We start from the raw sequence: 24,522 nt of genomic DNA, 5'->3' as shown, positions 1-24,522 counted from the left end.
CAGGGTTGCGGCGGTTATGGCGGGAAGGAAACACCCGGTTACATTCCGAACCCGGAAGTTAAGCTTCTCAGCGCCGATGGTACTGCACTCGGGAGGGTGTGGGAGAGTAGGTCACCGCCGCACAAATTTTTGGTACAGAAAGGGCCCCGACCGTCATGGTCGGGGCCCTTTCTGCGTTCACGGGTCATGCTGCTCGTCGTCCTGGATCTCCTGGGTCATCTGCTCCCGGCGGAGGCCTCGAGGAGGGGCTCGATGCGGAAGGGGATCTGGGTGGAGAGGGCGATCGTGGTGTCCGTGCGCTGGACGGCCGGCGAGGCCAGGATGTGGGCGATGACCTCCTGCAGGTGGTCGGTGCTTCGGGCGACCACCCGGCACAGCAGGTCGTGCTGACCGCTCGTGCCGTGCACCTCCAGGATCTGCGGCACGGCCCGCAGCGCCGCCACCGCCTCCGCCAGCCGGCCCTGGGCGATCTGCAGCCAGACGAACGCCAGTATCGGATGGCCGGCCGCCGCCGGTGACACGGTGGGCCCGAAGTCCTCGATCACCCCGCGGGTGGTCAGCTTCTCGACCCGGGCCTGGACCGTGCCCCTGGCGACGCCGAGGAGGCGGGCGAGCTCCGTCAGGCCGATGCGCGGGTTGGCGCGCATGGTCACGAGCAACCTGGCGTCCAGCTCGTCCATCCCGGGCCCTCCGAAGACTGTGCGATTCGACCAGCAAATCCGGCTTTGGTCGTACGAAAGTAAGCGTATCGCGCAGTGAAACTGCGCGCTCTTGCCAGGAAAAGCGGAACTTGCTGTTATCTGGGGCATGTTTGAGGAAGCGCAGTACTTCGCACCGGTGGCGGCCCAGGAGGACGGGTCGGTGGTGGTCGAGTTGTCCGCGTCCCACCCGGGGTTCGCGGATCCGGTCTACCGGACGCGGCGGAACGCGATCGCGGGGCTGGCCGTCAACTACCGTCCGGGGACGCCCATTCCGGTCGCCGAGTACACCGAGCAGGAGCACGAGGTGTGGGCGATGGTCAGCCGGGAGCTGGCGGTCAAGCACGCCAAGTACGCCACGGCCGAATATCTCGACGGCGCGGCCCGGCTTGGGCTGCCGGGCGAGCGGATCCCCCAGTTGGAGGAGGTCTCGCGGCTGTTGGAGCCGCTCACCGGGTTCCGGTATCTGCCGGCGGCGGGTCTGGTGCCGTTGCGGGAGTTCTACGGGGTGCTCGCGGACGGGTTCTTCCACTCGACGCAGTACATCCGGCACCATTCCGTGCCCTTCTACACGCCGGAGCCCGATGTCGTCCACGAGGTGATCGGGCACGCCAACGCGCTGGCCAGCGCCCGGTACGCCACGCTCTACCGGCTGGCAGGGGAGGCCGCCCGGCGGGTCGAAGGGGAGGGGGCGCTGGAGTTCGTGTCGAAGGTCTTCTGGTTCACCCTGGAGTTCGGGGTGATGTGGGAAAGGGACGAGCTCAGGGCGTACGGGGCGGGGATCCTGTCGTCGTACGGGGAGATCGAGGAGTTCCGCGGGATGGACATCCGGCCGCTGGATCTGTCCGCCATGGGGACGACGCGCTACGACATCACGAAATATCAGGATGTGTTGTTCCAGGCCGAGTCGCTGGAACACCTGGAGGACGTCGTGGGTGGCTTCTGGGACACCTGTGACGACGACTCGATCGCGAAACTGATCGCCGCCGCCATCTAGCGATGTGTCGCCGTTCTTCGTGATAATGCCCGGGTGATCGCGGGCCCGGGGCAGGTGACGGTGCGCGTCGTGGTCGCGCTCACCCTGATCCTGTCACTGATCACGGTTCCCGGCCGGCCTCCTGCGAGGCATCGCGGGTGGCCGGTGGCCGCGGTTCCGGAGGCCCGGCAGAGGGTGCTGGCGAGGATCGAGAAGATCGCGGCTGAGGAGACTCTGGCGCCGGTTTCCGCCAAGGAGATCACCAAGCGGCTCGACCGCTACTTGGCCGGCCGTTCGCGGTCGGTCACGGCCATGGTCAAGGATCTGGCGACCGGGCGGGTCTACCGCTATCGCCCGGGCGAGCGGCTGATCACCGCGAGCAGCGCCAAGGTCCAGATCCTCATGGCGCTGCTGCTGCAAACCCCGTGGAAGAAGCTGCCCGAGGCCGTCAAGCGCGACGCCGAGCTGATGATCCGCTACAGCGACAACCACGCCGCCGACCGCCTCTGGCTCCGCATCGGCGGCGCGGCCGGCTTCACCAAGGCCGGCAGGCGGTTCGGGCTCAAGCACACCCAGGGCGTCCCAGGTGACTGCGTGGACCTGTATTGCTGGGGCATCACCCGGACGTCGGTGGACGACCAGACCCGCCTCATGAGCGCTCTCGTGTCCGGCAAGAGCCCGCTGAGGGCCAAGGAGCGCGATCGGGTGCTCGGGCTCATGGGCAAGGTCGTCGACGGCCAGGACTGGGGCGTCAGCGCCGCCGCGTGCCGGGGCGACCGGGTGGCGCTGAAGAACGGCTGGCTCAAGCGCGTCTCGACCAAGCGCTGGGCCGTGATCAGCGTCGGTCTGATCAGGGACGACGGCCACGACTACGCCGTTGCCGTACTCACCGAGGGCAGTCCCGAGGTGGCGTACGGCATCGCGACGGTCGAAGGAGTCATCAAGCGGATTATGCAGGCCTTTCGGACATGCCCGGAGTGACCAGCCGGTAGCCCACGCCGCGTACGGTCTGGATGAGCCGGTCGTCCTCGTCGCCCAGCCGCGCCCGCAGCCGCTTGACGTGGACCGCTATCGTGTTCGTCGACGTGGTGGCGGCGGCGTGCCACACGTGCCGCATGATCTGCTCGCGGGTGACCGTGCGGTCGGCGTTGCGCATCAGATACTGCAGCAGCTCGAACTCCCGCAGCGGCAGGTGCACGGCCCGCCCGCCCACGCGCACCTGGTACGCCTGCACGTCCAGCTCGACCGCGCCCACGCTCAGCACCTTGCGCGACTCGGGTGATGACGCCTGGATGAACGGCAGCAGCTCGGGCACCCGGTAGGGCCTGGCCACACAGGCGGCCGCGCCCGCCGCGAGCGCGCGTACGGCCTGCTCGGCGTGCCCCTCTCCGACGCCGAGCAGCACGGGCACGGCTCGGGCGAGGCGTACCGCGCGGACGAACTCGACCGCGTCGATGACCGGGAGCGTGGCCGAGACGAGCACCACGTCCGGCTGCAGGGCCCCCGCCTGCAGCAGCCCCTGAGCCCCGTCGGCCGCGCCGGTGACGGCCACGCCCTCGCGTTCGAGCTCGGTGGCGAGGGCCTCGACCACGGCACTGTCGGGGTCGGCGATGAGCAGTACGGGCTTGGTCCGCGCGTCCCCGTTCATCGTGGATGCCGCCTGCTGTTGGGTCATCAGCCGAAGCGCCCCGTGATGTAGTCCTCGGTGCGCTTGTCGGACGGGTTGGTGAAGATACGGCTGGTCTCGTCGTATTCCACGAGGCGGCCGTGCCGCTCTCCCTTGTCGTCGACCTCGGCGGTGAAGAACGCGGTGCGGTGGGAGACGCGGGCGGCCTGCTGCATGTTGTGCGTGACGATCACGATCGTGTAGTCGCGCGCCAGCTCCTGCATCAGGTCTTCGATCTTGGTGGTGGCGATCGGGTCGAGGGCCGAGCAGGGCTCGTCCATGAGGATGACCTCAGGCTTGACCGCGATGGCCCGCGCGATGCACAGGCGCTGCTGCTGGCCGCCGGACAGGGACAGGGCGTTCTGCTTGAGCTTGTCCTTGACCTCGTCCCACAGGGCCGCCTTGGTGAGCGCCTGCTCGACCAGGTCGTCCATCTTGCCCTTTGTGCCGTTGACCCGGGGGCCGTAGGCGATGTTGTCGTAGATCGACTTGGGGAAGGGGTTGGGCTTCTGGAAGACCATGCCGATGCGGCGGCGTACCTCGATGGGGTCGACGTGGTCGCCGTAGAGGTCTTCGCCGTGGTAGAGGATCTTGCCGGCCGGGCGGGCGCCGGGGATGAGGTCGTTCATCCGGTTGAAGCAGCGCAGCACGGTGCTCTTGCCGCAGCCGGAGGGGCCGATCATAGCGGTGATCTCGCGGTTGCCGATGGTCAGGTCGACCTCGCGCACGGCCTCGTAGTCGCCGTAGAAGACGCTGAGGTCCGAGACCGTGAAGACCGGGTCCAGGGACTCGAGGTTGCGGGGGGCCTCCGGACCGCGGACGGTGACGTTCGCCATGGGGGTTCCTATCTCAGTCATTTCTTCCCTCACCAGCGCTTCTCGTAGCGGTTGCGGAGCCAGATCGCCGCCGAGTTCATCAGCAGCAGGATCAGCAGCAGGATCACGATCGCGGCCGAGGCCAGGACGTGGAATCCCTCGCGCGATTGGGAGATCCAGTTGAAGATCTGGATCGGGAGGACGGTGTAGCTGGCGAAGATGCCGTCCGGGTTGAAGCGGATGAAGGACACGGCGCCCAGCATGATCAGCGGAGCGGCCTCACCGATGGCCCGGGAGAGTGCCAGGATCGAGCCGGTCGCGATGCCGGGGATCGACGCGGGCAGCACCTGGCGGGAGATCGTCTGCCACTGCGTGGCGCCCAGCGCGAGTGAACCCTCGCGGATGGACGGCGGCACCGCGCGGATCGCCTCGCGCGAGGCGATGATCACGATGGGGAGGACCAGCAGCCCGAGGGTGAGCGACGCGGTGATCACGCTGAAGCCGAGGCCCAGCGTACGGGCGATGATTCCCAGGCCCAGGATGCCGTAGACGATCGACGGGATGGCGGCCAGGTTCTGGATGTTGAGCTCGATCACCCGGTTCCACCAGCGGGTCTTGTCCGCGTACTCCTCCAGGTAGATCGCCGCGGCGATGCCTGTCGGGATGGTGAAGACCGCGGTCAGCGAGATGACCCAGAGGGTGCCCGTGATGGCGGACTGGGCGCCGGCGATGTCCGGGTTGCGGATCGACGGCATGTTCTCCCAGAGGCGGGAGTCGAGCCTCGGCGCGCCCTCTACGAAGACGAAGGCGAGGAGGGCGACCAGGAAGATGAGCGCCATCGCCAGGCTCGAGATCAGGAGGATCCGGAACAGGTGCTCCGTGACCGGCTTTCCCTTGCCCGCCAGCTGCACGGCGGAGCGCGGCGTCGAGAGAACGGCCATTACTCGTACACCTCACGATACTTCCGCACCAGGCGGGCGCTGACGTAGTTCATAGCGAACGTCATCACGAACAGCAGGGCGCCGACCGCGAAGATGGTGTTGTAGTCGACGGTGCCGACCGGTACGTCTCCCGAGCCGGCCGCGGCGATGAACGCCGCCATGGTCTGCATCGCCTTGCCCAGGTCGAAAGTGAAGTTGGGCTGGCCGCCCCCGGCGATGTAGACGATCATCGTTTCACCCGCGCCGCGCGAGATCGCCAGGATGACGGCCGCGATGATGCCGGAGAAGGCCGCGGGCAGCACCACGCGGAGCGAGGTGATCATCTTGGAGGCGCCCAGGGCGTACGAGCCCTCGCGCAGGCCGTTCGGCACCGCCGACATCGCGTCCTCGGACAGCGACGCCACGATCGGAATGATCATGAAGCCGACCACGAGGCCCGCGCTCAGCGCGTTGAAGATCTCGATCTCGAAGGGCAGGACGCTCTGCAGCAGCGGCGTGACGAAGCTCAGCGCGAAGAACCCGAAGACCACGGTCGGGATTCCCGCCAGCACCTCGAGCACCGGCTTGAAGATCTTCCTGACGCGCGGCCTGGCGTACTCCGACAGGTAGATCGCGGCGGCCAGGCCGAGCGGCACGGCCACCACGATCGCGATGCCGGTCGTGATCAAGGTCGCGCTGACCAGCGGCAGCACGCCATAGGTCGGGGGCTCGAACAGCGGTCCCCAGTTGGTGGAGGTGAAGAACTCCACCACGCTGACTTCCCCGAAGAACTTGATCGTGGGCTCCAGGAGGGAGACCACGATGCCGATCGTGGTGGCGATGGAGACCAGGGCGGCCACCATGAGGATCACCTTGATGATCCCCTCGCCGTAACGCGGGCGCGACCGCGCCAGGGACTGGGGAGTCCCCGGCACGGTCGCGGAGTCGCGGGCCGTCATCAGCCCGCCTGGGTCTTCAGGGCGTCAAGGTCCGACTTGAGCTTGGTCTCCTGCTCTGTGTTGAGCGGGATGTACTTCGCGTCCGTCACGATCTTGCTGATGTTGGCCACGTAGTAGTCGAGGAAGGCCACGACCTCCGGCCGCTTGGCGGCGGCGGCCGACGGGTAGATGAACAGCGGCCGGGCCAGCGGCGTGTACGTGCCGTCCTGCGCGGTCTCCTTGCTCGGCGCGACGCAGCCCTTGCCGGAGTCGACCTCCACCGCCTTGAGCTTGGCGGCGTTCTCCTCGAAGTAGGTGTAGCCGAAGTAGCCGAGGCCGCCCTTGGAGCCGCTCACGCCCTGCACGGTGACGTTGTCGTCCTCGCTGGGGCTGTAGTCCTTGCGGCTCGCGCCCTCCTCGCCGTTGATCTCATCGGTGAAGTAGTCGAAGGTGCCCGAGTCGGTGCCCGCGCCGAACAGCTTCAGCGGCTCGTCGGGGAACTTGGGGTCGATCTGCTTCCAGCTCGTGATCTTGCCCTCTGCCGCCGGCTCCCACATCTTCTTGAGCTGGTCGGTGGTGAGGCAGGTGGCCCAGGTGTTCTCCTTGTTCACCACAACGGTCAGCGCGTCGGTCGCGACGGTGAGCTCGGTGTACTTGATGCCCTTGCTCTCGCACGCCGCCTTCTCCTCGTCCTTGATCGGACGGGAGGCATCGGAGATGTCGGTCTCGCCGTTGCAGAACTTCTCGAAACCGCCACCGGTTCCGGAGGTGCCGACCGTCACGTTGACCTTCGGCTGCTCCTCGCTGAAGAACTCCGAAGCGGCGCTGGTCAGCGGGGCAACCGTGCTGGAGCCGTCAACCTTGACCTGACCGGCCAGCTCGGCGCCGGCGCCCTGGCTGGCGGAGGTGGTGCCCTCGCCGGCCGGCGGAGTGGTGTTGGTGCCGCCACATGCGGCGGAAAGGCCCACAACGATGGCGGCCGTCGCCACCGCACTCAGGCGGCGCTGTCCACGGGTCACGGTATTTTCCTCGTCCCTAGTGAGATCCGTTCTCGTCGCCTCCGATAACACCGGGCAAAAGTGAACGGGAGTAGAACGAGCAGTGACCGAGGCCCAAAGAGGTGTTCCGGGTCGTATGAATAGGTTGTAAGAGCCATCCTGGAGAGATGACTTATCGCGTATGTCTGGTGTGCATGGGTAACATCTGCCGCTCGCCGATGGCCGAGGTGGTGCTCCGGCAGGCCCTGGCCGATCGGGGGCTGGCCGGCCGCGTCACCGTCGAGAGCGCCGGGACCGGCGGCTGGCACGAAGGAGACCCCATGGACGAGCGGGCGCTGAGGATCCTTTCCGACCACGGCTACGACGGCTCCGCGCATCGGGCCAGGCGGTTTACCCGGGATTGGTTCGACCGTTACGACCTGGTGCTGGCCATGGACCGGGACAACCTCGTCACTTTGCGGCGGCTGGCGCCCTCCGGAGTGGAGGTGCGGTTGTTCCGCTCGTTCGACCCCGCGGCGCCGCCGGACGCCGAGGTGCCGGACCCTTACTACGGGGGCCGGGAGGGGTTCGAGGAGGTGCTCGCGCTGGTCGAGTCGGCCGCCGAGGGCGTGGCCAAGCACATCGCCGATGAAGTGGGCTGAGGATCTGGGCTCGTCGCACGGCTGGCGGCGGCAGCGGGGCGTGCTCGACGACGGGCGGCAGGTGTTCGCGAAGAGCGGGGCCGTTTCCGAAGTGTTCACCTCAGAGGCGGCCGGGCTGCGCTGGCTCGGCGAGGCCATCGCGGTGCCCGAGGTGATCGAGGCCGGGCCGGACCGGCTCGTCCTGGCGTGGGTGGAGGAGGAACGGCCGAGCGCGGCGGCGGCCGAGCGGTTCGGGCGGGAGCTGGCCCGGCTGCATCGCGCGGGGGCGGCGGGTTTCGGGGCGCCGTGGCCGGGGTTCATCGCCGAGCTGCCGATGGACAACTCCGCGTGCGACGACTGGCCGTCCTTCTACGGGGCGCGGCGGGTGCTGCCCTTCCTGCTGCAGGCGCGGCTGCCCTCCTCGGACGTAGCCGCCGTCGAGCGGGCTGTGGAGCGGTTCGTGGAGGTCGGGGGGCCGCCCGAGCCGCCATCGCGGATCCACGGGGATCTGTGGAGCGGGAACGTGCTGTGGTCGGGCGGGTCGGCGGTGCTGATCGATCCGGCGGCCCACGGGGGGCATCGGGAGACGGATCTGGCCATGCTGGCGCTGTTCGGGCTGCCGTACCTGGATCGGGTGCTGGGGGCCTACGGGGAGGAGTGGCCGCTTGCGGACGGGTGGCGGGAGCGGGTGCCGCTGCACCAGTTGCATCCGCTGCTCGTGCACGTGGTGCTGTTCGGGGGCTCCTACCGGGACAGCCTGATGGACGCGGTACGGCGGGTGCTGGCGCTCTAGCTTGATTTGCGCTTGCGGTAGGCGCGCTGCTGGCAGGCGCGCGAACAGTAGACGCGGGGACGGCCGGATGTCGCGGGCTCCAGCGGTCTGCCGCACTCCTCGCAGGCCTGATTTTCATCACGATTTTCGTCACGCCGGTTGATGAGCGTTTCGATGCCGTCCAGGAGGCGGCGCAGGCCGAACTCGAAGGAGTCCTCCGGGGCGTCCCAGCCGCCCGCCGTCCACAGGTAGGAGATCGTGGGGTAGCGGTCGAGGCGGTCGTAGAGCGCGTCGCGGGCGCCCCACCACTCCTCCTCGGGCACGCCGCTGCGCCGCTCCTCGCGCTGGGTCTCGACCAGGACCAGGGCCTCGGCGTCGACGAAGCGGCCCACCAGGCCGACGGCGGCGATCACCTCGGCGGGGGTGAGGGGAGTGCCGGTGAGGGTGCTCAGCATGTAGTCGTAGTGGGCCACGCCGTTGGGGCCGGGGAGGTGGCGGGTGCCGCGTACCTCGGCGAGCCAGGGATGGCTCTTGCGGATCCGCCACGCCTGCCTGGCGACGGCCTCCAGCCGAGCCCGCCATCCCTCGGAGTCCGGCAGGTCGCCGGCCACGTCGGGGTGCTCGCTCAGGACCTCGTCCACCATCAGGTCCACGAGCTGGTCGCGGCCGGGCACGTGGCGGTAGAGGGACATGGTCGTGAAGCCGAGCCGGTCGGCGACCTTGCGCATCGACAGGCCCGCCAGGCCCTCGGCGTCGGCCAGCTCGATGGCGGCCCGCACGATCCGGCCCAGGCTCAGGCCGGGCCGCGGCGCGCGCTCCTGCGCGCGCCACAGCAACTCGAGCCCGTGGTCGGGGTCCCCGGCTCTGCCTCTCGTCATTGCCACCCTCCTCGTTTATGGTGTACTACTACGTGTACACCATAAACAGCAAAGGGGGTTCTGATGTTCCATTTCCATGTCGCGCCTTCCGGTGACGACACCTGGTCAGGCTCCGCCGAGCAGCCCTTCGCCACGCTCGAACGCGCCCGGACCGCGGCCCGCGAGGCGGCCGGGGACGTCGTCGTACATCTCAGGGCGGGCACCCACGCCCTGGCCCGGCCGTTCGAGCTCACCGAGGCCGACTCCGGGGGCGACGGCCACCGGATCGTCTACCAGGCATACGGCTACGGCACCGCCGAGCAGGAGGAGGCCGTGGTGAGCGGCGGCCGCCCCATCACGGGCTGGCAGGTGCGGGACGGCGTGTGGGTCGCCGACGTCGGCGACCTCGACACCCGCCAGCTCTACGTGGACGGCCGCAGGGCCTCCCGCGCCGGCATCCCGGGCCTGCCCGGGACCGCGAGCGCGACCGTCACGGGTTACGTCACGGACAGCGCGGACCCGCGCGCGTGGCGGAGCCCGGGCGACGTCGAGTTCGTCTACCGGGGGATTTACCCGTGGACCGAGGCCCGGTGCGGGGTGTCCGGCGTCACGGCCGACGGCGCCTCGACCGTGATCACCATGGCGCAGCCCGCGTTCGGCTGGGCCGCCGAGCTCTACAACTCCACCTGGGAGGGCCAGACGTCGAGCGGGCTCGGACTGCCCACCCGGATCGAGAACGACGCCGCCTTCCTGAGCGAGCCGGGCACGTTCGTGCTCGACCGCTCGCGTCCCGGGCGGCACGTCCTGCTCTACCTGCCTCGTCCCGGCGAGGACCCCGAGGGTACGCGGGTCGTCGCGCCGGTCCTGGAGACGCTGCTGAGTGCCGTGGGCACGCGGAACGTGTCGTTCCGTGGGCTGGTGTTCGCCGACGCGACCTGGCTGCGGCCCAGCCGTCCCGAGGGCTTCCTGCACTATCACGGCAGCGGCTACTACGAGGGTGGCGGCGTCGAGACGGCCTTCGTGGGCGAGGGGGCGTCGGTGACGTACCCGGCGGCGTCGGCGTCGATCCCGGCGTGCGTGACGTTCGAGGACGTGGCCGGGGTGGAGATCGAGGGCTGCCGGTTCACCCGGCTCGGGGCGTCCGGACTGGGCGTCTCCGGCGGGGTCGAGGTCGCGGTGCGCGGCTGCGACTTCGACACCCTCTCGGGCGGCGGCATCGCGGTGTCGGGCGGCCGCGACGTGACGATCGAGGACAACTGGGTGCATGACGTCGGGCTCGAATACCGCGGATCGCCGGGGATCGCGGTGTCGGGCGCGCTGGGGTGTGTCGTCGCGCAGAACGAGATCGCGGACGTGCCTCACTGCGGCATCGTCGTGGGGTCAGGGGAGGGGGCGCGCATCCTGCGCAACCTCACCGTGGACACCATGCGGGTGCTGGCCGACGGAGGTGGGATCTATCTGTCCGGGGCACAGGGGTCCTCGCGTGACAACGGGGCGCTGGTGCAGGGGAACGTCATCGAGGACACGCGCACGCCGTACAACTTCGGGCTCTACACCGACTACGGGGCCTCATGGGTGACGGTGGAGGGGAACGTCGTGCTGCGGGCGGACAGCACCGCCGTGCTGGAGGTGGCGCCGCCGCTGGAGAACGTCGTCTACCGGGGGAACTTCTGGGACGCCGATCCGGTGGGGCACGACAGCCCGCCTGGCGGGGTGACGTACGAAGGGAATGTGACGTTCAAGGATGAACAGGAGTTGAACGCCGCCACCGCCGGCATCCGGTCTCGGGCCGGTCTCCTGCGTCCGCGGCCTGGGTCGCGTACGCCGGCGCGAGGTTGAGGCGCGGCGGCCTCCAGTGATCGCGGGCGGTGCTCCTCAGCGGATGGTGGTGCCGTTGAGGCGGTGGATGATCTCGTCGTGCAGGATGCCGTTGCTGCAGACCAGGCTGCCGCCCTCCAGGCCCTTCACCCCGGCGACGTCCGTCCAGACGCCGCCGGCCTCCTCGACGATCACCGTGAGCGCCGCCATGTCCCACGGCGACAACTCGGGCTCGGCGGACAGGTCCACCGAGCCCTCGGCGACCATCATGTGCGACCAGAAATCGCCGTACGCCCTGGTCCGCCAGCAGGCGCGGCCGAGGTCGAGGAAGTTGTCGAGCCTGCCGGTCTTCTCCCACCCGCCGAAGCTCGAGTACGAGAACGACGCGTCCTCCAGATTGGACACCGAGGACACGGTCATCCTGGACGCCTTGGTCAGGCTCTTGCCGGTCCACGCGCCGCCCTCGGCCGCCGCCCACCATCGCCGGCCGATCGCGGGGGCCGACACCAGGCCGACCTTGACCTGGCCATACTCCATGAGCGCGATCAGCGTCGCCCACACGGGTACGCCGCGCACGTAGTTCTTGGTGCCGTCGATGGGGTCGATGATCCAGGACCGGGCACCCCACCCGGTCCTGCCGAACTCCTCGCCCACGACCGCATCTCGTGGCCTGGCCCGCCGCAGCGTGCCGCGGATCGCCTCCTCCACGGCTCGGTCGGCGTCGCTGACCGGCGTGAGATCGGGCTTGGTGTCGACCTTCAGGTCGACCGCCTTGAACCGCCGCATGGTCAGGTCATCGGCGGCGTCCGCCATGACATGCGCGAGGCGTAGATCATCGTTATAACCCTGCACGGTCGCCCACGCTACCGTGTCGGGTATACCGAACATCAGTCACAGACGCCCCTTTTCTGGTAACTCGCCGTCCAGTTACCGGTTAGTAGCATGTCCATCATGTCGCTAGATGTCGGTGCTTTGCTGCTCTAGACCGTCCCTTTTGCCGGGCTTTGGGCATCGCTTTCGACTCCGGCGGGCAGGCCGTTTTGCCGGCTGCCCGATCGCCGATCACGTGGCGGGGCCGCACGCGGGCGCCCTGGTCACGCCGCCGCTCGCCAAGATGGCGACAGCCGGCCAAGGGGGAGGCTCACGCCGGGTTGGGTTCGTCGAGGGTGCCTTCGCGGCTGGAGAGGAGGCGGCGGAGGGACCTCAGGCGGGTGGGGTCGGCGTTGCCCGCGGTGACCAAGGCGTCCAAGGCGCAGCCGTCGCCCAGGTGCGTGCAGCCCTTGGGGCAGTTGACCGTGCCCTCCACCAGGTCCGGGAACGCGGCCAGGACCGTTTCCACCGACACATGGGCCAGGCCGAAGCTGCGGACCCCGGGCGTGTCGATGATCCAGCCGCCCTCGGGCAGCTCCAGGGCCACGGCCGAGGTCGAGGTGTGGCGGCCGCGGCCGGTTACCGCGTTGACCTGGGCGACGGCGCGGTTGGCGTCTGGGACCAGGGCATTGACCAGGGTGGACTTGCCGACGCCCGAGTGTCCGACCAGAACGCTGATGCGGCCGGTCAGCCGATCGCGGAGCTCGTCCAGTGAGCCGCCCTTGTGGACGACGACGTGCGCCACGCCCAGCGGCTCGTACGCGGCCACCAATTCATCCGGCGGCGCGAGGTCGGACTTGGTGAGGCAGAGCAGGGCGTCGATCTCCGCGTCGAACGCCGCCACCAGGATCCTGTCGATCATGCGAGGGCGGGGCGGCGGGTCGGCCAGGGCGGTCACGATGACGAGCTGGTCGGCGTTGGCCACGACCGGGCGTTCGATGCCGTCGGTGTCCTCGGTGTCGTCGGCCGAGCGGCGCAGCATCGAGGTGCGCGGCTCCACCCGGACGACCCTGGCCAGGGTGTCCGGAAGGCCGGACACGTCGCCGACCAGGGCGACCCGGTCGCCCACGACGATGCCCTTGCGGCCCAGCTCGCGGGCCTTCATGGCGACCACGAGCCGGCGTTGTGGCTGCTGCTTGCGTTTCTGGGCCGAGCCCTTCGGCCGGTCGGGCTCGACCAGCGTCGTGTAACGGCCGCGGTCGACGGCGATCACGAAGCCCTCGACGGCGTCCTCGTGCGCAGGACGGATGCGGGTCCGCGGCCGGGAGCCCTTGCCTGGCCTGACCCGTACGTCGTCCTCGTCGTACTCCCGCTTTCTCAGCGGTCTGCTCCCATGCGCTCGCTACCCTTCCGTTGTTGCTCGTCAGTGCTTCCCGGCAGGCGGCTCGGCTCGAGGCCGTTGCCGTCGCCTCCCGGGCGTCCGTTCCGTCCCTGCGCACCCGGCCTGGCCGCTCGCCGGATGACATCCGCGGCGAGACGGACCGCCGGGGGCGGTGTGGGGGATCGGTATGGGCGTGATTTGGTGGTGTTCGCGTGCCCGGGGCATTGATCGTGAAACCAGCCGGTCATCCGGGGACCGGCCCGCGTTTCAGGCGTCGCGTCCCGGTCATCGTGCTCCCAGCATCGCGGTCCACATCTGGACGAACTCTGGAAGGGTCTTGGCGGTCGTCGAGATGTTCTCCACCTCCACGCCGGGCACCTTGAGGCCGATCACGGCTCCGGCCGTGGCCATGCGGTGGTCGTCGTAGCTGTGGAAGGTGCCGCCGTGCAGGGGGCGGGGGCGGATGATCAAGCCGTCCCCGGTCTCCTCCACGTCGCCGCCGAGGCGGTTGATCTCGGTCGCGAGCGCGGCGAGGCGGTCGGTCTCGTGGCCGCGCAGGTGGCTCACGCCCCGGATGCGGCTCGGTGTCGAAGCGAGCGCGGCCAGGGCGGCGATCGTCGGGGTCAGCTCGCCCACCTCGTGGAGGTCGGCGTCGATGCCGGAGACCTCGCCCGTCCCGGTGACCACCAGATCGGTGACGTCCGCGCCGGGGGCCTCCGCTCGGGTGACCGTGGCACCCATGGCCGTCAGCAGGCCGCGCAGGGCGTCGCCCGGCTGCGTGGTCTGCAGCGGCCAGGCGGGAATGGTGACCGTGCCGCCCGTGGCGAGCGCCGCGGCCAGGAACGGGGCCGCGTTGGACAGGTCGGGCTCCACCGTCATGTCCCTGGGGGCGATCGGCCCGGGCTCGACCCGCCACACGTCGCGCTCGCTGTCGTCGACCGTGACGCCGGCCGCCCTGAGCATCTGCACGGTCATCTCGATGTGGGGCTGCGAGGGCACCGGCGGGCCCATGTGGCGGATCGTGACGCCCTTCTCGAACCGCGCCGCCGTCAGCAGCAGGCCCGAGACGAACTGCGACGAACCCGACGCGTCCAGCGTGACCTCGCCGCCCGTCAGCGGGCCGCTGATCGTGAACGGCAGGGCGTCGTTGTCGACCCGCGCCCCCAGCGCGCGCAGGGCGTCGAGGATGGGGCCCATCGGGCGCTTGCGGGCGTGCGGGTCGCCGTCGAAGGAGACGGGGCCGTCGGCCAGGGCGGCCATCGGCGGGACGAAACGCATGACCGTGCCCGCCAGGCCGGCGTCGATGGCGGCGTCGCCGCGGATCGGGCCGGGCGTCACCTGCCAGTCCACGCTCGCGGTGGTCTCGTCGGCGGCCACCAGCGTGGCGCCCAGCGCTCGCAGCGCCGCCACCATGAGGTCCGCGTCGCGGCTGCGCAGCGCCTGACGCACGACGCCCGGGCCCTCGGCGAGCGCGGCGAGGACCAGCGCGCGGTTGGTCACCGACTTGGAGCCGGGCAGCGGGACGGTGGCGGTGACGGCAGCGGTCGCGGTTGGTGCGGGCCAGTGCGAAGCGGACATGGTCAAAGACTACTGGGGCTTGGTGGATGGGGTCACAGCCTGTGGATAACGACTCCGTGGCGCTGTCCGAACCGGGAAGCAAACATGCGAGCGAAAGCCGTACGTGGCAATGTGGGGTCATGTGCGGTAGATACGCTTCGGCGCGCAAGAAGCACGAGCTGCTCGAGGAGTTCCAGGTCGAGCAGGACGCCGATCCCGAAAAGGAGCTCGGCGCCGACTACAACGTCGCGCCCACCAAGAACGTCTACGCCGTGCTGAGCCGCGTGCCCAAGGAGGCCGAGCGGGCGGTTCGGCAGCTGAGGATCGTGAAGTGGGGCCTGGTGCCCGCCTGGGCCAAGGATCCGTCGATCGGGTCGCGGCTGATCAACGCCAGGATCGAGACGGTGGCCGACAAGCCGTCGTATCGGCAGGCGTTCGCCAGGCGCAGGTGCCTGCTCCCGGCCGACGGCTACTTCGAATGGATGCCGATCGAAGGCGAAAAGAAGAAGAAACAGCCGTACTTCATCCATCCGGAAGACGGCGGGTTGCTGGCCATGGCGGGCCTGTACGAATTCTGGAAAGACCCGTCGCGGGACGACGACGACCCGCTCAAATGGCTGGTCACCTGTACCGTCATCACCACCGACGCCGAGGACCACCTGGGTCACATCCACGACAGGATGCCCATGATGATCGAGCGGGAGCGCTGGGCGGAGTGGCTCGATCCCAAGGTCACCGACACGGAGCAGGCCTCGCGGCTGCTGATTCCGGCCCAGCAGGGGCGGCTGATGGCGTACCCGGTCTCGACGGACGTCAACAACGTCAGAAACAATGGCCCGGACCTCATCAAACCGCTCCCTGAAGAGGGGGAAACCGCTCTTTTCTAAAGGTGTAAGAAGCGCGGTAACTGGGCATCCGGTGAGGAAAGCGATGCATCCGTTTACTCGGTGTCACCGCCAGAATTGCCCCCTAATTGCACCGGGCGGGACATCCGGGGAGTTCTCGCCGCGGGCTGCCCTCTTCTACCCGGAGGTGCGGATTCGTGGACGTCACGACCGCTCGTGAGCGGCTGGAAGACATGCTCGCCGAGCTGGACCGATCGATCGGGGTCCTGCAGGGCGATCCTGTCGCGGTACGCGAGTACTCAGCGGCCGACGCAGGCTCGGACCTGACCGACGCCGACCGCGCCCAGGCCATGCTGACCGTGGCCACCGCACAGCGGCGCGCGGTGATCGAGGCGCTGAAACGCCTGGAGGAAGGCGTGTACGGCAGGTGCGTCGACTGCGGCCAGCCGGTGCCCGAAGGCCGGCTGGAGGCCCGGCCGGAGGCGGCGCGCTGCGTGCATTGCCAGGGCAAGCTGGAGCGCCGCCGCTAAAGAGCACCCACGCCGTCAAGAGCGCGCCGCCGGACACGAAGAACGGCGGGTCAGCCCTTGACCGGCGGGCCGGCTCTCGCGGGCGCCGGCCACAGGCGGGGTCAGCTCTTGCGGGCGCCGGCCACAAGCGGGTCAGCTCTTGCGGACGCTGGCCACCAGGTGGATGCCGACCGTGTCGTCGTCGTCCGGGTGGGCCTCCAGCTCCGTGCGCACGAGCCAGGTCAGGGCCCGCGCGTCGGAGCCGAGCACGTGGTCCACCGTGGACGGCGACAGCACCGTGCGCGGCCGCATCCACTCCACCTCGAGGCCGGCGCCCACCAGCAGCTCGCGTAGCTGCCCGCTGCTGAAGCAGCGTGTGATGCTGCCGTCCGGCCAGGGCACGAGCATGACCTCGCCGGTCTGCCGCAGGTGCTGCCACTGCTCCTGCTCGGCCAGGATCGCCATGCCCAGCACCAGCGAGTCGACGCACACCAGCGCCCGCCCGCCGGGCTTCAGCACCCTGGCCACGTCGTTCATCGCCGACTCGGCCATGAGCTCGATCGACATCACGCGTTCCTCGGCGAGCACCGCGTCCACGCTCTCGTCGGGCAGGAACGACAGATCGTCGGCGCGTATATGGCGCACGCGGTCGGCGTCCCGCAACCGGGACTGACCGTCGGCCGTGCGGCGGAAGTCGAGCACCTCGACCACCCGGTGGCCGGCCCTGGCCGCCTGGCCGGACCAGCGCCCGCGGCCGCCGGAGAGATCGAGGATCACGGAGGGTTCGACGGGAAGCCAACGGTTCAGTTGTTCGGCGGCGACGGCGCGGTAGAACGTCCAGTACGGCCCGAGCGTCCCTGAGCCGTTCAGTTCCTCGGCCGGAATGGGCAGCACACGCGACTCCTGGGTTCCGGAAAAAGGGCTACCAGCCGGTACGTATGACGTTCCCCGCACCGGGTCCTTCGTACCTTCTATCTTGCGGGAACAGACACGGGCGCGGGGGTGTTGCGACGAGCATGCTCGCTGTTGTTTATGGTCGCGACCGCTTCGGCAGTCGTTGGCCCGTCCCACGCTCTCTCCCGCCGAGCTCCTTCGCTCCATTGCTCGACCCCCTCCCCGATGCCCGAACGGCTTCGGCACAACGGGTATCCTCCCCTGAGTACGGTGTCCGGTCACAGCCGGCCACCGGTGATCTTAGGGGGGTGGGTCCAGTGCCCGCGACAGGCGCGGAGACGCTGGAGCAGCGAAGCGAGCGATTCGAACGCGACGTCATGCCGTATCTCGAGCAGCTCTACTCCGCCGCGCTCCGGATGACCCGGAATCCCGCGGACGCGGAGGACCTCCTGCAGGAGACCTTCGCCAAGGCGTTCGCATCGTTCCATCAGTTCCAGCAGGGCACCAACCTCAAGGCGTGGCTCTACCGGATCCTGACGAACACGTTCATCAACAGCTACCGCAAGAAGCAGCGCGAGCCGAAGCAGTCCGGCACCGAGGAGATCGAGGATTGGCAGCTCGCCCGGGCCGAGTCCCACACCTCGAGCGGCCTGAAGTCGGCCGAGGTCGAGGCGCTGGAGCACCTGCCCGACGGCGACATCAAGCAGGCACTGGCCGCGCTGCCGGAGGAGTTCAGGATCGCGGTCTATCTGGCCGACGTCGAAGGTTTCCCCTATAAAGAGATCGCCGACATCATGGGGACTCCGATCGGCACTGTGATGTCGAGGCTGCACAGGGGACGCAGGCAGCTGCGGGGCCTCCTTGAGGACTATGCTCGCGAGCGTGGCCTGGTCCCGGCGGAGGGATCGAAATGAGCTGTGGCAAGCCGCACGAGACCGACTGTCGCGAGGTGCTCGACAAGGTCTATGCCTATCTCGACGGCGAGCTGACGGAGGGCGACGTCGTCGACATCCGGGTCCATCTCGACGAATGCAGCCCGTGCCTGAAGGAATACGATCTTGACAAGGCGGTCAAGGCGCTCGTGGCCAAGCACTGCGGCTGCGACCCGGTCCCGGCCGATCTTCGGTCCAAGGTGCTGGCGCGTATCGCGCGGGTGAGGGCTGAGCTGGCCGACTAGGATTCACCCCATGCGCGTGTTGGTCACCGGGGGTGCCGGGTTCATCGGGTCGAATCTCGTCGATCGCCTGCTCGTGGACGGTCACGAGGTCGTCGTCGTGGACGACCTGTCGTCCGGGTGCAGGGACAACCTGGCCGGGGCCGCCGCCGCCGACCGGTTCAGGCTGCACGAGCTCGACGTACGCGATCCCGCCCTGGTCGATCTCGCGTCCGAGCTGCAGCCCGAGGTCATCTGCCATCTGGCCGCGCAGATCAGCGTGCGCAAGAGCGTCGCCGACCCCGTGCACGACGCCGCCGTCAACGTCGAGGGCACCGCCCGCGTGCTGACCGCGGCACACGAGGGGCGTGTGCGCAAGGTGGTGTTCGCCTCCTCCGTGGCCGTCTACGGGCGGCCGACCACGATCCCCGTGCCCGGCGACGCGCCCAACGACCCGCGCTCGCCGTACGCCGCCTCGAAGGTGAGCGGCGAGATCTACCTCGCCACGTTCCGCGCGCTCTACGGCATCGAATACACCACGCTGGTGCTCTCCAACGTCTACGGCCCGCGCCAGTCGCCCGAGGGCGAGGCCGGGGTTGTGGCGATCTTCACCGACGCCCTGCTCAGCGGCACGCCCACGGTCGTCTACGGCGACGGCACCCAGACCCGCGACTATGTCTACGTCGATGACGTGGTCGACGGCTTCGTCCGGGCGTGCGGCCAGGAGGGCAACGGTCGCCGGTTCAACCTGGGCACCGGCATCCAGACCACCGACCGGCGCCTGCACGCGCTGATCGCCGACGCGGCCGGCGCCGCCGACAAGCCGGGGTTCGCCCCGCCGCGCCTGGGCGATCTGCCGGCGATGGCGGTCGATCCGGTGCCGGCCCACGAGGAGCTCGGCTGGCAGCCGCGCACCGATCTCGGGACCGGGATCAAGAATACCGTCGAATGGGCCACAAAACGTCGCCGCAAGTAGTTGCTTGATTACGCTTTGCTTGCGATTTCCCACTCAGCCCATGCGGCCACGTCGTCTTCTGTAGCGTGAACCCCGGAAGCCAGACGTGGAGGCATGTGGATGTTGAAGGTTACGGTCGCCCGGCTGCTCACGGCCATCGCGCTGATCACTCCGGTGCTCGTTCTGATCGGCGGAGTGGTGCCGCCCGGGGTGTCCTGGATCTGAAAACACCGTAGGGGGCCGCAATGCGTGACCTGCCATGGCCCGCGAGGGTCTATCTGGTCGCCGTGATCGGGGCGGCGGCCGCTCTCGTCGTACGCAGCGTGATCATCTCCGGCGCCCCGGTGGCCCCGGCCGATCTCGACGTCCTGCTGGTGCTCGCCCTGCTCTTCCTGGTGTGCGAGTCGATGCCGACGCTGCTCAACGTGGAGCAGTTCGCGGTGTCGGTCAGCTTCTCCGCCTCGCTGGCCGCCGTGGTGCTGATCGGCCCGGACGGCGCGGCGCTGGTGGGGCTCACCGCCGTGCTGAGCGTGCGGCCCGGGCTGCCGCTGATCAAGCGGCTGTTCAACGGCGCGCAGTTCGCCATCTGCGGCTACGTGGCCGGGCAGGTCTACAAGGCGTTCGACGGGCAGGTCGGCCTGCCCAAGGTCAACGCGTTCGACGATCTCATCGGCCCCTACGCGGCGGCCACCGCGGTCTTCGTGCCGCTCAACATCGTGCTCACGCTCACCATGATCGGGCTGGCCACCAGGGTGCGGGCCACCGAGGTGCCGATGCGCGGCCTGGCCCAGTTCCTGCTGTCCTATCTGGGCTACGGCACGTTCGGGCTGCTCGTGGCAGGGCTGTGGGCGACCGTGCAGTCGATCTCGGCGGTGCTGGTGCTGCTGCCGCTGTTCGTGGCGCGGTGGGCGTTCGGGCAGTACCACGCGCAGCAGCGCTCGTACGACGCCACCATCGCCGCGCTCTGCCAGGCCGTGGAGACCAAGGACTACTACACCAGGGGCCACTGCACGCGCGTCTCGCTCGCCTCGTCCATGATCGCCCAGGAGATCGGCATGGGGCTGGAGCGCGTGCGGGCGATCCGCTACGCGGGCATGCTGCACGACGTGGGCAAGCTCGGCGTGCCCACCAAGGTGCTGCAGAAGGAGGGGCCGCTCACCGAGGAGGAGTTCGCCGCGATCCAGCTCCACCCGATGCGCGGGCTGGAGATCGTGCGCGGCATCGGCTTCCTCGACGAGGCGTACGCCGGGATCATGCACCACCACGAGCGTCACGACGGCACCGGCTACCCGATGGGGCTGGCCGGCGACGAGATCCCTGAGTTCGCCAAGGTCATCGCGGTGGCCGACGCGTTCGACTCGATGACCTCCGACCGCTCCTACCGCGGCGCCAGGCCCGTGCCCGAGGCCATCGACGAGCTGCGCAAGACCGCGGGCACGCATTTCGACCCGGTCATGGTCACGGCCTTCATCCGTGCCCTGGAGCGGGAGCCGTGGCAGCCGCCGCGCCCCGTCGACCCGCCGCCGCCCGACGCCGCCGAGGCGCCCATCAAGGACCACGACGACCCCACCATGCCCATACAGGTCGTGACCGGACAATGATCACCACAGAGCGGGCCAGGCGTACCGAACGATCGCTGAACACGGTCCTGCACCGGCTCGACTCAGGGCAGCTCCTCCTCATCTGCGCGGCGGGCCTGGTCGCGGTGGTGGGCGTGGCCCACACGGCGGCCGTCGGGCTCGACCGCGCGGAGATCGCCGTCGGCTTCGGCGCGCTGATCGCGGTCGGCGAGCTGGCCAGGCTCACCATGCCGGGCAACAGGGAGGTCGCGCCCATCGGCGCCGCCGCCGCGCTCGGCTACACGCTGCTGCTCGATCTCAGCCAGAACCCGCTGCGCCACTCCGCCCTGCAGGTCGTGGCCGTGATCGCGGTCGGCATGCTCGCGGGAGCGCTCCCGCACCTGGCGGTGGGCCGCCCGCCGCGTCTGGACGCGATGGCACGCCGCCTGCTCACCGGCGCGCTGCTGGCCTTCGCCTTCCGGCCGCTGGCCGATCCGCTCTACGCGCTGACCAAGCCGCCCACCAGCACCTGGTGGCCGGCGCTCGCCGTGATGGTCACGCTCATCGCCGTCAGCCTGCTGATCGACGTGCTGATCGCCGCCTGGCTCAGGGCCGAGCAGGTGCGCACCGCTTTCCAGGTGGCCGTGCGCGACGAGATCAACATGGCCTTCCCGCTCGGCGCCGCCGTGGGCTCGTCCGGGGTGCTGCTCGCGCTGGCCACGCACAGCATGGATCTCGTCGCGCTGCTGGTGTTCGCGGCGCCGCTGCTGGTCACGCAGGTCGCCTTCCGCAAATACGCCGGGATCCGCGCCACCTACCTGCAGACCGTACGCGCGCTGTCCCGGGTCACCGAGGTCGGCGGCTACGTCGAGCCGGGCCACTCGCGCCGGGTGAGCCGCCTGGCCGTGGCGATCGGCAGGGAGCTGGGCATGGCCGAGCCCGAGCTGCTGGAGCTGGAGTACGCCGCGCTGATGCACGACATCGGCCAGCTCTCGCTGCGCGACCCGATCCCCGGCGGCGCCACCGTGCTCACCGAGCCCGAGCAGGCCCGCCGCATCGCCGAGCTGGGCGCCGAGGTGATCAGGCAGACGGGCGTGCTCGACCGGGTGGCCGAGGTGGTCAGGCGCCAGTGCGACCCGATCGCCGACGACCCGCCGCTGTCGAGCCGCATCATCAAGGTCGCCAACGCCTACGACGACCTGGTGGGGCCCTCGACCGACCGCGACCGCGCGGGCGCGGCGCTGGAGCGCATCCGCGTCACCCCCGGCGGCGCGTACGATCTGCACGCGCTGGAGGCGCTCGCCCGAGTGATCGACCGGGGTCGGCTCTGAGCTGTTGTGGCGCCTGCGCAGTCCGACGCCCGCCTTTTACGTTTCCTGCCCCTCACAATTGTGGGGTTTCTACAGATCGGGCTCGCTGGATCGGTGGTTTGGGGGGAAAGGGGGCAAGCCAGTGGCGGCCATAGGCTGGGCGGCGTGCTTACTGAGACGCTCGGACCCGTTCTGATCGCCAACCGAGGGGAGATCGCGCGGCGGATCATCCGCACGGTCAAGCGGATGGGCTTGCGCGCCATCGCCGTGCATTCGGAGGCCGACGCCGACCTGCCGTTCGTGCGCGAGGCCGACGAAGCCGTGCTGATCGGCCCGGCCAACCCCGCGCAGAGCTACCTGGACGCCGGGAAGGTGCTGGAGGCGGCCCGCGCGACGGGCGCGCGGGCCATCCACCCGGGCTACGGCTTCCTCGCCGAGAACGCCGCGTTCGCCAGGGCCGTGATCGACGCCGGGATGGTGTGGATCGGCCCCGCGCCGGAGGCCATCGACCGCATGGGCGACAAGATCAACGCCAGGAACCTGATGGAGGCCGCCGGCGTGCCGGTCGCCGCGGGCACCCGCGAGCCGGTCACCGACCTGTCGCTGGCGCTGCGGGCCGCCGAGACCATCGGCTACCCGGTCATGGTCAAGACCGCCGGCGGCGGCGGTGGCATCGGCATGAGCGTGGCCCGCGACGACGAAGGCCTGGCCAAGGCGTACGAGCAGGCGGCGCGGGCGGCGGCGAGGTTCTCGGGCGCGAGCTCCGACGCGCTGGACGGTCCAGCCGTGCTGCTCGAGCGCTACATCGCGCGGGCCCGCCACGTCGAGGTGCAGATTCTCGGCCTGCCCGACGGCCGGGTCGTGGCGCTGGGCGAGCGCGACTGCTCGGTGCAGCGCCGCCACCAGAAGGTCGTCGAGGAGTCCCCGTCCCCCGGCATCAGCGCCGAGCTGCGCGAGCGCATGCTGGCTGCCGCCGTGCGGGCCGGCGAGGCGGTCGGCTACGTCGGCGCGGGCACCGTCGAGTGCCTGGTCGACGCCGACAAGCAGGAATTCGTGTTCCTGGAGATGAACACCCGGCTCCAGGTGGAGCACCCGGTCACCGAACTGGTCACCGGGCTCGACCTGGTCGAGCTGCAGCTGCGCGTCGCCGCCGGGGAGAGCCCCGAAGTGCGGACCGAGTCCACCGGGCACGCGATCGAGTTCCGGGTCTATGCCGAGGATCCCAAGCGGTTCTTCCCCGGGCCTGGCAAGATCACCGCATGGGACGAGCCGTCAGGCGATGGCGTGCGCGTGGACTCGGGCTACGAGGCGGGCAACATGGTCACCCCGTTCTACGACCCCCTGATGGCCAAGCTCTGCGTCCACGGGGACAATCGGACCGACGCGCTGGAGAAGGGCCGCAAGGCGGTCGAGGCATTCATCGTCGAGGGCCCGAAGAACAACCTGCCGTTCTGCGCGGAACTGCTGGAGAACGCCGAGTTCGTCACCGGCGACTATGACACGGGCCTGGTTGCGCGCATGCGCGCCTAGATCCCATACATTGAGATCAGTGAAGAGGGGAGCCCCGGTGGCTGAGGTACGCGCTGAGATGGTGGCGAACGTGTGGAAGGTCGTCGTCAAAGAGGGCGACAGGGTCTCCGACAGCGACACGCTGGTCATCCTGGAGTCCATGAAGATGGAGATTCCGGTGCTGGCCGAGGAAGACGGCGTGGTGGCACAGCTCAAGGTGGCCGAGGGCGACGTGATCCAGGAAGGCGACCTGATCGCCGTCATCGAGTAGCGCGGGTCAGGAACTTGGCGCGGTCGACCACCACGCGCTCGATCGTGCCCCGGCCCACGACGGTGTGCTTGTCGTGGGCTTCGAAGGCGAAGACGAGCCGCCGGCCGTCGACCTCGGTGAGCTCGACGCCGATCTGGACGTGCGTGCCCAGTGGGCTGGCGGCCAGGTGCTCGAGCTCGACCCGGGTGCCGACGGACGTCTCCTCGGGCGCGAGGTGCTGCTCGACGGCGCGTACGGTCGCCGCCTCGGCCAGCGCGAGCAGCCGGGGCGTGGCCAGCACGGGCACATCTCCGCTGCCCATCCTCTTGGCGGTGTCCTCCATCTCGACCATGATGACCAACTGGGAGCGGAGACCCGGAGCGAGCGTCATGGGATCAGCCTATGGTGGGCCGCGTTCGGCGGCACACCGCAGGCAGCGGTGTCTGCGCCTAGGTGGGCGCGTTCGGCGGCGCACCGCAGGTGGCGGAGTCTCTGCGCCTGCTAATGGGCCCCGCCGACTTCCCGGAAACGCGGACAAGTACCGTCATAAGGCCGCAGGATAGGGTTTGTACGGCTTGAGGCATTTGAGTGGCATGTGGGTCAGGTGAGTCGTACACTCTCTGAGTTCCGTGACCACTGTGTTACCTCTTCGCGACAAAACTTCGCTTTGTTGGAGATCCGCGGGGTGGGAGAGGTTACAGAGGTAGGGGGG

At 69.4% G+C, this 24,522-nt stretch carries 26 protein-coding genes and 1 rRNA gene; 15 read left to right on the top strand and 12 right to left on the bottom strand.

Annotated elements, in window-relative coordinates; translation table 11 throughout:
- The first annotated feature begins 6 nt into the window (after nucleotides 1-6).
- Nucleotides 7-123, top strand: a 5S ribosomal RNA gene (rrf, locus tag EJK15_RS51875).
- Between the two features lie 92 nt (nucleotides 124-215).
- Here rrf and EJK15_RS51870 read toward each other — a convergent pair.
- Nucleotides 216-680 (bottom strand): Lrp/AsnC family transcriptional regulator, encoded by a 465-nt coding sequence (locus EJK15_RS51870; protein ID WP_138717861.1) that lies wholly within the window; start codon nucleotides 678-680, stop codon nucleotides 216-218.
- Between the two features lie 127 nt (nucleotides 681-807).
- Here EJK15_RS51870 and EJK15_RS51865 point away from each other — a divergent pair, with 127 nt between their 5' ends.
- A complete protein-coding gene (locus EJK15_RS51865) occupies nucleotides 808-1,695 on the top strand; it encodes a phenylalanine 4-monooxygenase (RefSeq protein ID WP_138717860.1) in 888 nt (295 codons plus the stop codon).
- Nucleotides 1,696-1,728: 33 nt separating this feature from the next.
- Nucleotides 1,729-2,655, top strand: coding sequence for a serine hydrolase (locus tag EJK15_RS51860; RefSeq protein WP_240777754.1), 927 nt, complete (start codon nucleotides 1,729-1,731; stop codon nucleotides 2,653-2,655).
- On the opposite strand, the gene EJK15_RS51855 is transcribed toward EJK15_RS51860, so the two are convergent.
- Genes EJK15_RS51855 through EJK15_RS51835 form a run of 5 tightly spaced genes read right to left on the bottom strand, consistent with a single transcriptional unit; the run spans nucleotide 2,624 to nucleotide 7,032 of the window.
- On the bottom strand, nucleotides 2,624-3,349 hold the full coding sequence (locus tag EJK15_RS51855; RefSeq protein ID WP_138717859.1) for a response regulator transcription factor: 726 nt from the start codon (nucleotides 3,347-3,349) through the stop codon (nucleotides 2,624-2,626). The genes EJK15_RS51860 and EJK15_RS51855 overlap by 32 nt on opposite strands.
- Nucleotides 3,349-4,176, bottom strand: a complete 828-nt coding sequence (gene pstB, locus EJK15_RS51850; RefSeq protein WP_240777753.1) for a phosphate ABC transporter ATP-binding protein PstB — start codon at nucleotides 4,174-4,176, stop codon at nucleotides 3,349-3,351. Before pstB ends, EJK15_RS51855 begins: the two co-directional genes overlap by 1 nt.
- Nucleotides 4,177-4,205: 29 nt before the next feature.
- The gene (pstA, locus tag EJK15_RS51845; RefSeq protein ID WP_138717857.1) at nucleotides 4,206-5,096 is read right to left on the bottom strand and encodes a phosphate ABC transporter permease PstA; all 891 of its coding nucleotides are present in this window, start codon (nucleotides 5,094-5,096) and stop codon (nucleotides 4,206-4,208) included.
- Nucleotides 5,096-6,034, bottom strand: coding sequence for a phosphate ABC transporter permease subunit PstC (gene pstC / locus EJK15_RS51840; RefSeq protein WP_138717856.1), 939 nt, complete (start codon nucleotides 6,032-6,034; stop codon nucleotides 5,096-5,098). The genes pstA and pstC overlap by 1 nt, the downstream gene beginning before the upstream one ends.
- Complete coding sequence (locus EJK15_RS51835) at nucleotides 6,034-7,032, bottom strand: PstS family phosphate ABC transporter substrate-binding protein (protein ID WP_138717855.1); 999 nt, start codon at nucleotides 7,030-7,032, stop codon at nucleotides 6,034-6,036. Before EJK15_RS51835 ends, pstC begins: the two co-directional genes overlap by 1 nt.
- 146 nt (nucleotides 7,033-7,178) lie before the next feature.
- On the opposite strand from EJK15_RS51835, the gene EJK15_RS51830 reads away from it, so the two are divergent.
- Nucleotides 7,179-7,652 carry a low molecular weight protein-tyrosine-phosphatase gene (locus EJK15_RS51830; protein ID WP_138717854.1) on the top strand — a complete coding sequence of 158 codons (474 nt, stop codon included), beginning with the start codon at nucleotides 7,179-7,181 and terminating at the stop codon, nucleotides 7,650-7,652.
- Nucleotides 7,639-8,424 (top strand): fructosamine kinase family protein, encoded by a 786-nt coding sequence (locus tag EJK15_RS51825; protein WP_138717853.1) that lies wholly within the window; start codon nucleotides 7,639-7,641, stop codon nucleotides 8,422-8,424. Before EJK15_RS51830 ends, EJK15_RS51825 begins: the two co-directional genes overlap by 14 nt.
- Here EJK15_RS51825 and EJK15_RS51820 read toward each other — a convergent pair.
- Nucleotides 8,421-9,281 carry a TetR/AcrR family transcriptional regulator gene (locus EJK15_RS51820; RefSeq protein WP_138717852.1) on the bottom strand — a complete coding sequence of 287 codons (861 nt, stop codon included), beginning with the start codon at nucleotides 9,279-9,281 and terminating at the stop codon, nucleotides 8,421-8,423. The genes EJK15_RS51825 and EJK15_RS51820 overlap by 4 nt on opposite strands.
- A gap of 63 nt (nucleotides 9,282-9,344) precedes the next feature.
- On the opposite strand from EJK15_RS51820, the gene EJK15_RS51815 reads away from it, so the two are divergent.
- Nucleotides 9,345-11,099 (top strand): right-handed parallel beta-helix repeat-containing protein, encoded by a 1,755-nt coding sequence (locus EJK15_RS51815; protein ID WP_138717851.1) that lies wholly within the window; start codon nucleotides 9,345-9,347, stop codon nucleotides 11,097-11,099.
- 36 nt (nucleotides 11,100-11,135) lie between these two features.
- Here the strand turns inward: EJK15_RS51815 and hisN are convergent, their stop codons facing one another.
- From hisN to aroA, 3 genes are all read right to left on the bottom strand, one after another.
- On the bottom strand, nucleotides 11,136-11,966 hold the full coding sequence (gene hisN / locus EJK15_RS51810) for a histidinol-phosphatase (protein ID WP_171075031.1): 831 nt from the start codon (nucleotides 11,964-11,966) through the stop codon (nucleotides 11,136-11,138).
- 253 nt (nucleotides 11,967-12,219) lie between these two features.
- On the bottom strand, nucleotides 12,220-13,269 hold the full coding sequence (rsgA, locus tag EJK15_RS51805; RefSeq protein ID WP_138717849.1) for a ribosome small subunit-dependent GTPase A: 1,050 nt from the start codon (nucleotides 13,267-13,269) through the stop codon (nucleotides 12,220-12,222).
- Nucleotides 13,270-13,554: 285 nt separating this feature from the next.
- On the bottom strand, nucleotides 13,555-14,847 hold the full coding sequence (aroA, locus tag EJK15_RS51800) for a 3-phosphoshikimate 1-carboxyvinyltransferase (RefSeq protein ID WP_138717848.1): 1,293 nt from the start codon (nucleotides 14,845-14,847) through the stop codon (nucleotides 13,555-13,557).
- A 119-nt stretch (nucleotides 14,848-14,966) separates the two neighbouring features.
- On the opposite strand from aroA, the gene EJK15_RS51795 reads away from it, so the two are divergent.
- Both EJK15_RS51795 and EJK15_RS51790 read left to right on the top strand, forming a co-directional pair.
- Nucleotides 14,967-15,713, top strand: coding sequence for an SOS response-associated peptidase (locus EJK15_RS51795; RefSeq protein WP_138717847.1), 747 nt, complete (start codon nucleotides 14,967-14,969; stop codon nucleotides 15,711-15,713).
- Nucleotides 15,714-15,868: 155 nt separating this feature from the next.
- On the top strand, nucleotides 15,869-16,201 hold the full coding sequence (locus EJK15_RS51790) for a TraR/DksA family transcriptional regulator (protein WP_138717846.1): 333 nt from the start codon (nucleotides 15,869-15,871) through the stop codon (nucleotides 16,199-16,201).
- Between the two features lie 132 nt (nucleotides 16,202-16,333).
- On the opposite strand, the gene EJK15_RS51785 is transcribed toward EJK15_RS51790, so the two are convergent.
- Entirely contained in the window at nucleotides 16,334-17,074 is a 741-nt protein-coding gene (locus tag EJK15_RS51785; protein WP_138717845.1) for a class I SAM-dependent methyltransferase, read from the bottom strand.
- 308 nt (nucleotides 17,075-17,382) lie between these two features.
- Between EJK15_RS51785 and EJK15_RS51780 the strand changes: the two genes are divergently transcribed.
- From EJK15_RS51780 to EJK15_RS51750, 7 genes are all read left to right on the top strand, one after another.
- Entirely contained in the window at nucleotides 17,383-17,988 is a 606-nt protein-coding gene (locus tag EJK15_RS51780; protein ID WP_043624264.1) for a sigma-70 family RNA polymerase sigma factor, read from the top strand.
- On the top strand, nucleotides 17,985-18,251 hold the full coding sequence (gene rsrA, locus EJK15_RS51775; protein WP_138717844.1) for a mycothiol system anti-sigma-R factor: 267 nt from the start codon (nucleotides 17,985-17,987) through the stop codon (nucleotides 18,249-18,251). The genes EJK15_RS51780 and rsrA overlap by 4 nt, the downstream gene beginning before the upstream one ends.
- A gap of 10 nt (nucleotides 18,252-18,261) precedes the next feature.
- Nucleotides 18,262-19,203 carry an NAD-dependent epimerase/dehydratase family protein gene (locus EJK15_RS51770; protein ID WP_138717843.1) on the top strand — a complete coding sequence of 314 codons (942 nt, stop codon included), beginning with the start codon at nucleotides 18,262-18,264 and terminating at the stop codon, nucleotides 19,201-19,203.
- Between the two features lie 224 nt (nucleotides 19,204-19,427).
- Complete coding sequence (locus EJK15_RS51765; RefSeq protein WP_138717842.1) at nucleotides 19,428-20,783, top strand: HD-GYP domain-containing protein; 1,356 nt, start codon at nucleotides 19,428-19,430, stop codon at nucleotides 20,781-20,783.
- Entirely contained in the window at nucleotides 20,780-22,072 is a 1,293-nt protein-coding gene (locus EJK15_RS51760; protein ID WP_138717841.1) for an HD-GYP domain-containing protein, read from the top strand. Before EJK15_RS51765 ends, EJK15_RS51760 begins: the two co-directional genes overlap by 4 nt.
- A 144-nt stretch (nucleotides 22,073-22,216) precedes the next feature.
- On the top strand, nucleotides 22,217-23,581 hold the full coding sequence (locus EJK15_RS51755) for an acetyl-CoA carboxylase biotin carboxylase subunit (RefSeq protein ID WP_240777752.1): 1,365 nt from the start codon (nucleotides 22,217-22,219) through the stop codon (nucleotides 23,579-23,581).
- Between the two features lie 37 nt (nucleotides 23,582-23,618).
- Nucleotides 23,619-23,831, top strand: a complete 213-nt coding sequence (locus EJK15_RS51750; RefSeq protein WP_138717840.1) for a biotin/lipoyl-binding carrier protein — start codon at nucleotides 23,619-23,621, stop codon at nucleotides 23,829-23,831.
- Here EJK15_RS51750 and EJK15_RS51745 read toward each other — a convergent pair.
- Nucleotides 23,821-24,201: a thioesterase family protein gene (locus EJK15_RS51745; protein ID WP_240777751.1), complete on the bottom strand. Its 381-nt coding sequence runs from the start codon at nucleotides 24,199-24,201 to the stop codon at nucleotides 23,821-23,823. The genes EJK15_RS51750 and EJK15_RS51745 overlap by 11 nt on opposite strands.
- Nucleotides 24,202-24,522 lie beyond the last annotated feature (321 nt).

Origin of the sequence: Nonomuraea basaltis, from assembly GCF_005893125.1 — a bacterium.
Taxonomy (GTDB): Bacteria; Actinomycetota; Actinomycetes; order Streptosporangiales; family Streptosporangiaceae; genus Nonomuraea; species Nonomuraea basaltis.
Note: the sequence above shows the minus strand (reverse complement) of the source record. Positions and strands in the feature narration are given on the sequence as shown.

Excerpts from the sequence above, each read along its gene's own strand:
- EJK15_RS51815 (WP_138717851.1), top strand. The coding sequence starts at position 9,345 with ATGTTCCATTTCCATGTCGCGCCTTCCGGTGACGACACCTGGTCAGGC.
- EJK15_RS51760 (WP_138717841.1), top strand. The coding sequence starts at position 20,780 with ATGATCACCACAGAGCGGGCCAGGCGTACCGAACGATCGCTGAACACG.
- pstC (WP_138717856.1), bottom strand. The coding sequence starts at position 6,034 with ATGACGGCCCGCGACTCCGCGACCGTGCCGGGGACTCCCCAGTCCCTG.
- EJK15_RS51865 (WP_138717860.1), top strand. The coding sequence starts at position 808 with ATGTTTGAGGAAGCGCAGTACTTCGCACCGGTGGCGGCCCAGGAGGAC.
- rsrA (WP_138717844.1), top strand. The coding sequence starts at position 17,985 with ATGAGCTGTGGCAAGCCGCACGAGACCGACTGTCGCGAGGTGCTCGAC.
- EJK15_RS51820 (WP_138717852.1), bottom strand. The coding sequence starts at position 9,281 with ATGACGAGAGGCAGAGCCGGGGACCCCGACCACGGGCTCGAGTTGCTG.
- EJK15_RS51745 (WP_240777751.1), bottom strand. The coding sequence starts at position 24,201 with ATGACGCTCGCTCCGGGTCTCCGCTCCCAGTTGGTCATCATGGTCGAG.
- EJK15_RS51870 (WP_138717861.1), bottom strand. The coding sequence starts at position 680 with ATGGACGAGCTGGACGCCAGGTTGCTCGTGACCATGCGCGCCAACCCG.
- EJK15_RS51770 (WP_138717843.1), top strand. The coding sequence starts at position 18,262 with ATGCGCGTGTTGGTCACCGGGGGTGCCGGGTTCATCGGGTCGAATCTC.
- hisN (WP_171075031.1), bottom strand. The coding sequence starts at position 11,966 with ATGTTCGGTATACCCGACACGGTAGCGTGGGCGACCGTGCAGGGTTAT.
- EJK15_RS51825 (WP_138717853.1), top strand. The coding sequence starts at position 7,639 with ATGAAGTGGGCTGAGGATCTGGGCTCGTCGCACGGCTGGCGGCGGCAG.
- EJK15_RS51765 (WP_138717842.1), top strand. The coding sequence starts at position 19,428 with ATGCGTGACCTGCCATGGCCCGCGAGGGTCTATCTGGTCGCCGTGATC.
- EJK15_RS51830 (WP_138717854.1), top strand. The coding sequence starts at position 7,179 with ATGACTTATCGCGTATGTCTGGTGTGCATGGGTAACATCTGCCGCTCG.
- EJK15_RS51855 (WP_138717859.1), bottom strand. The coding sequence starts at position 3,349 with ATGACCCAACAGCAGGCGGCATCCACGATGAACGGGGACGCGCGGACC.
- aroA (WP_138717848.1), bottom strand. The coding sequence starts at position 14,847 with ATGTCCGCTTCGCACTGGCCCGCACCAACCGCGACCGCTGCCGTCACC.
- pstA (WP_138717857.1), bottom strand. The coding sequence starts at position 5,096 with ATGGCCGTTCTCTCGACGCCGCGCTCCGCCGTGCAGCTGGCGGGCAAG.
- EJK15_RS51795 (WP_138717847.1), top strand. The coding sequence starts at position 14,967 with ATGTGCGGTAGATACGCTTCGGCGCGCAAGAAGCACGAGCTGCTCGAG.
- pstB (WP_240777753.1), bottom strand. The coding sequence starts at position 4,176 with ATGGCGAACGTCACCGTCCGCGGTCCGGAGGCCCCCCGCAACCTCGAG.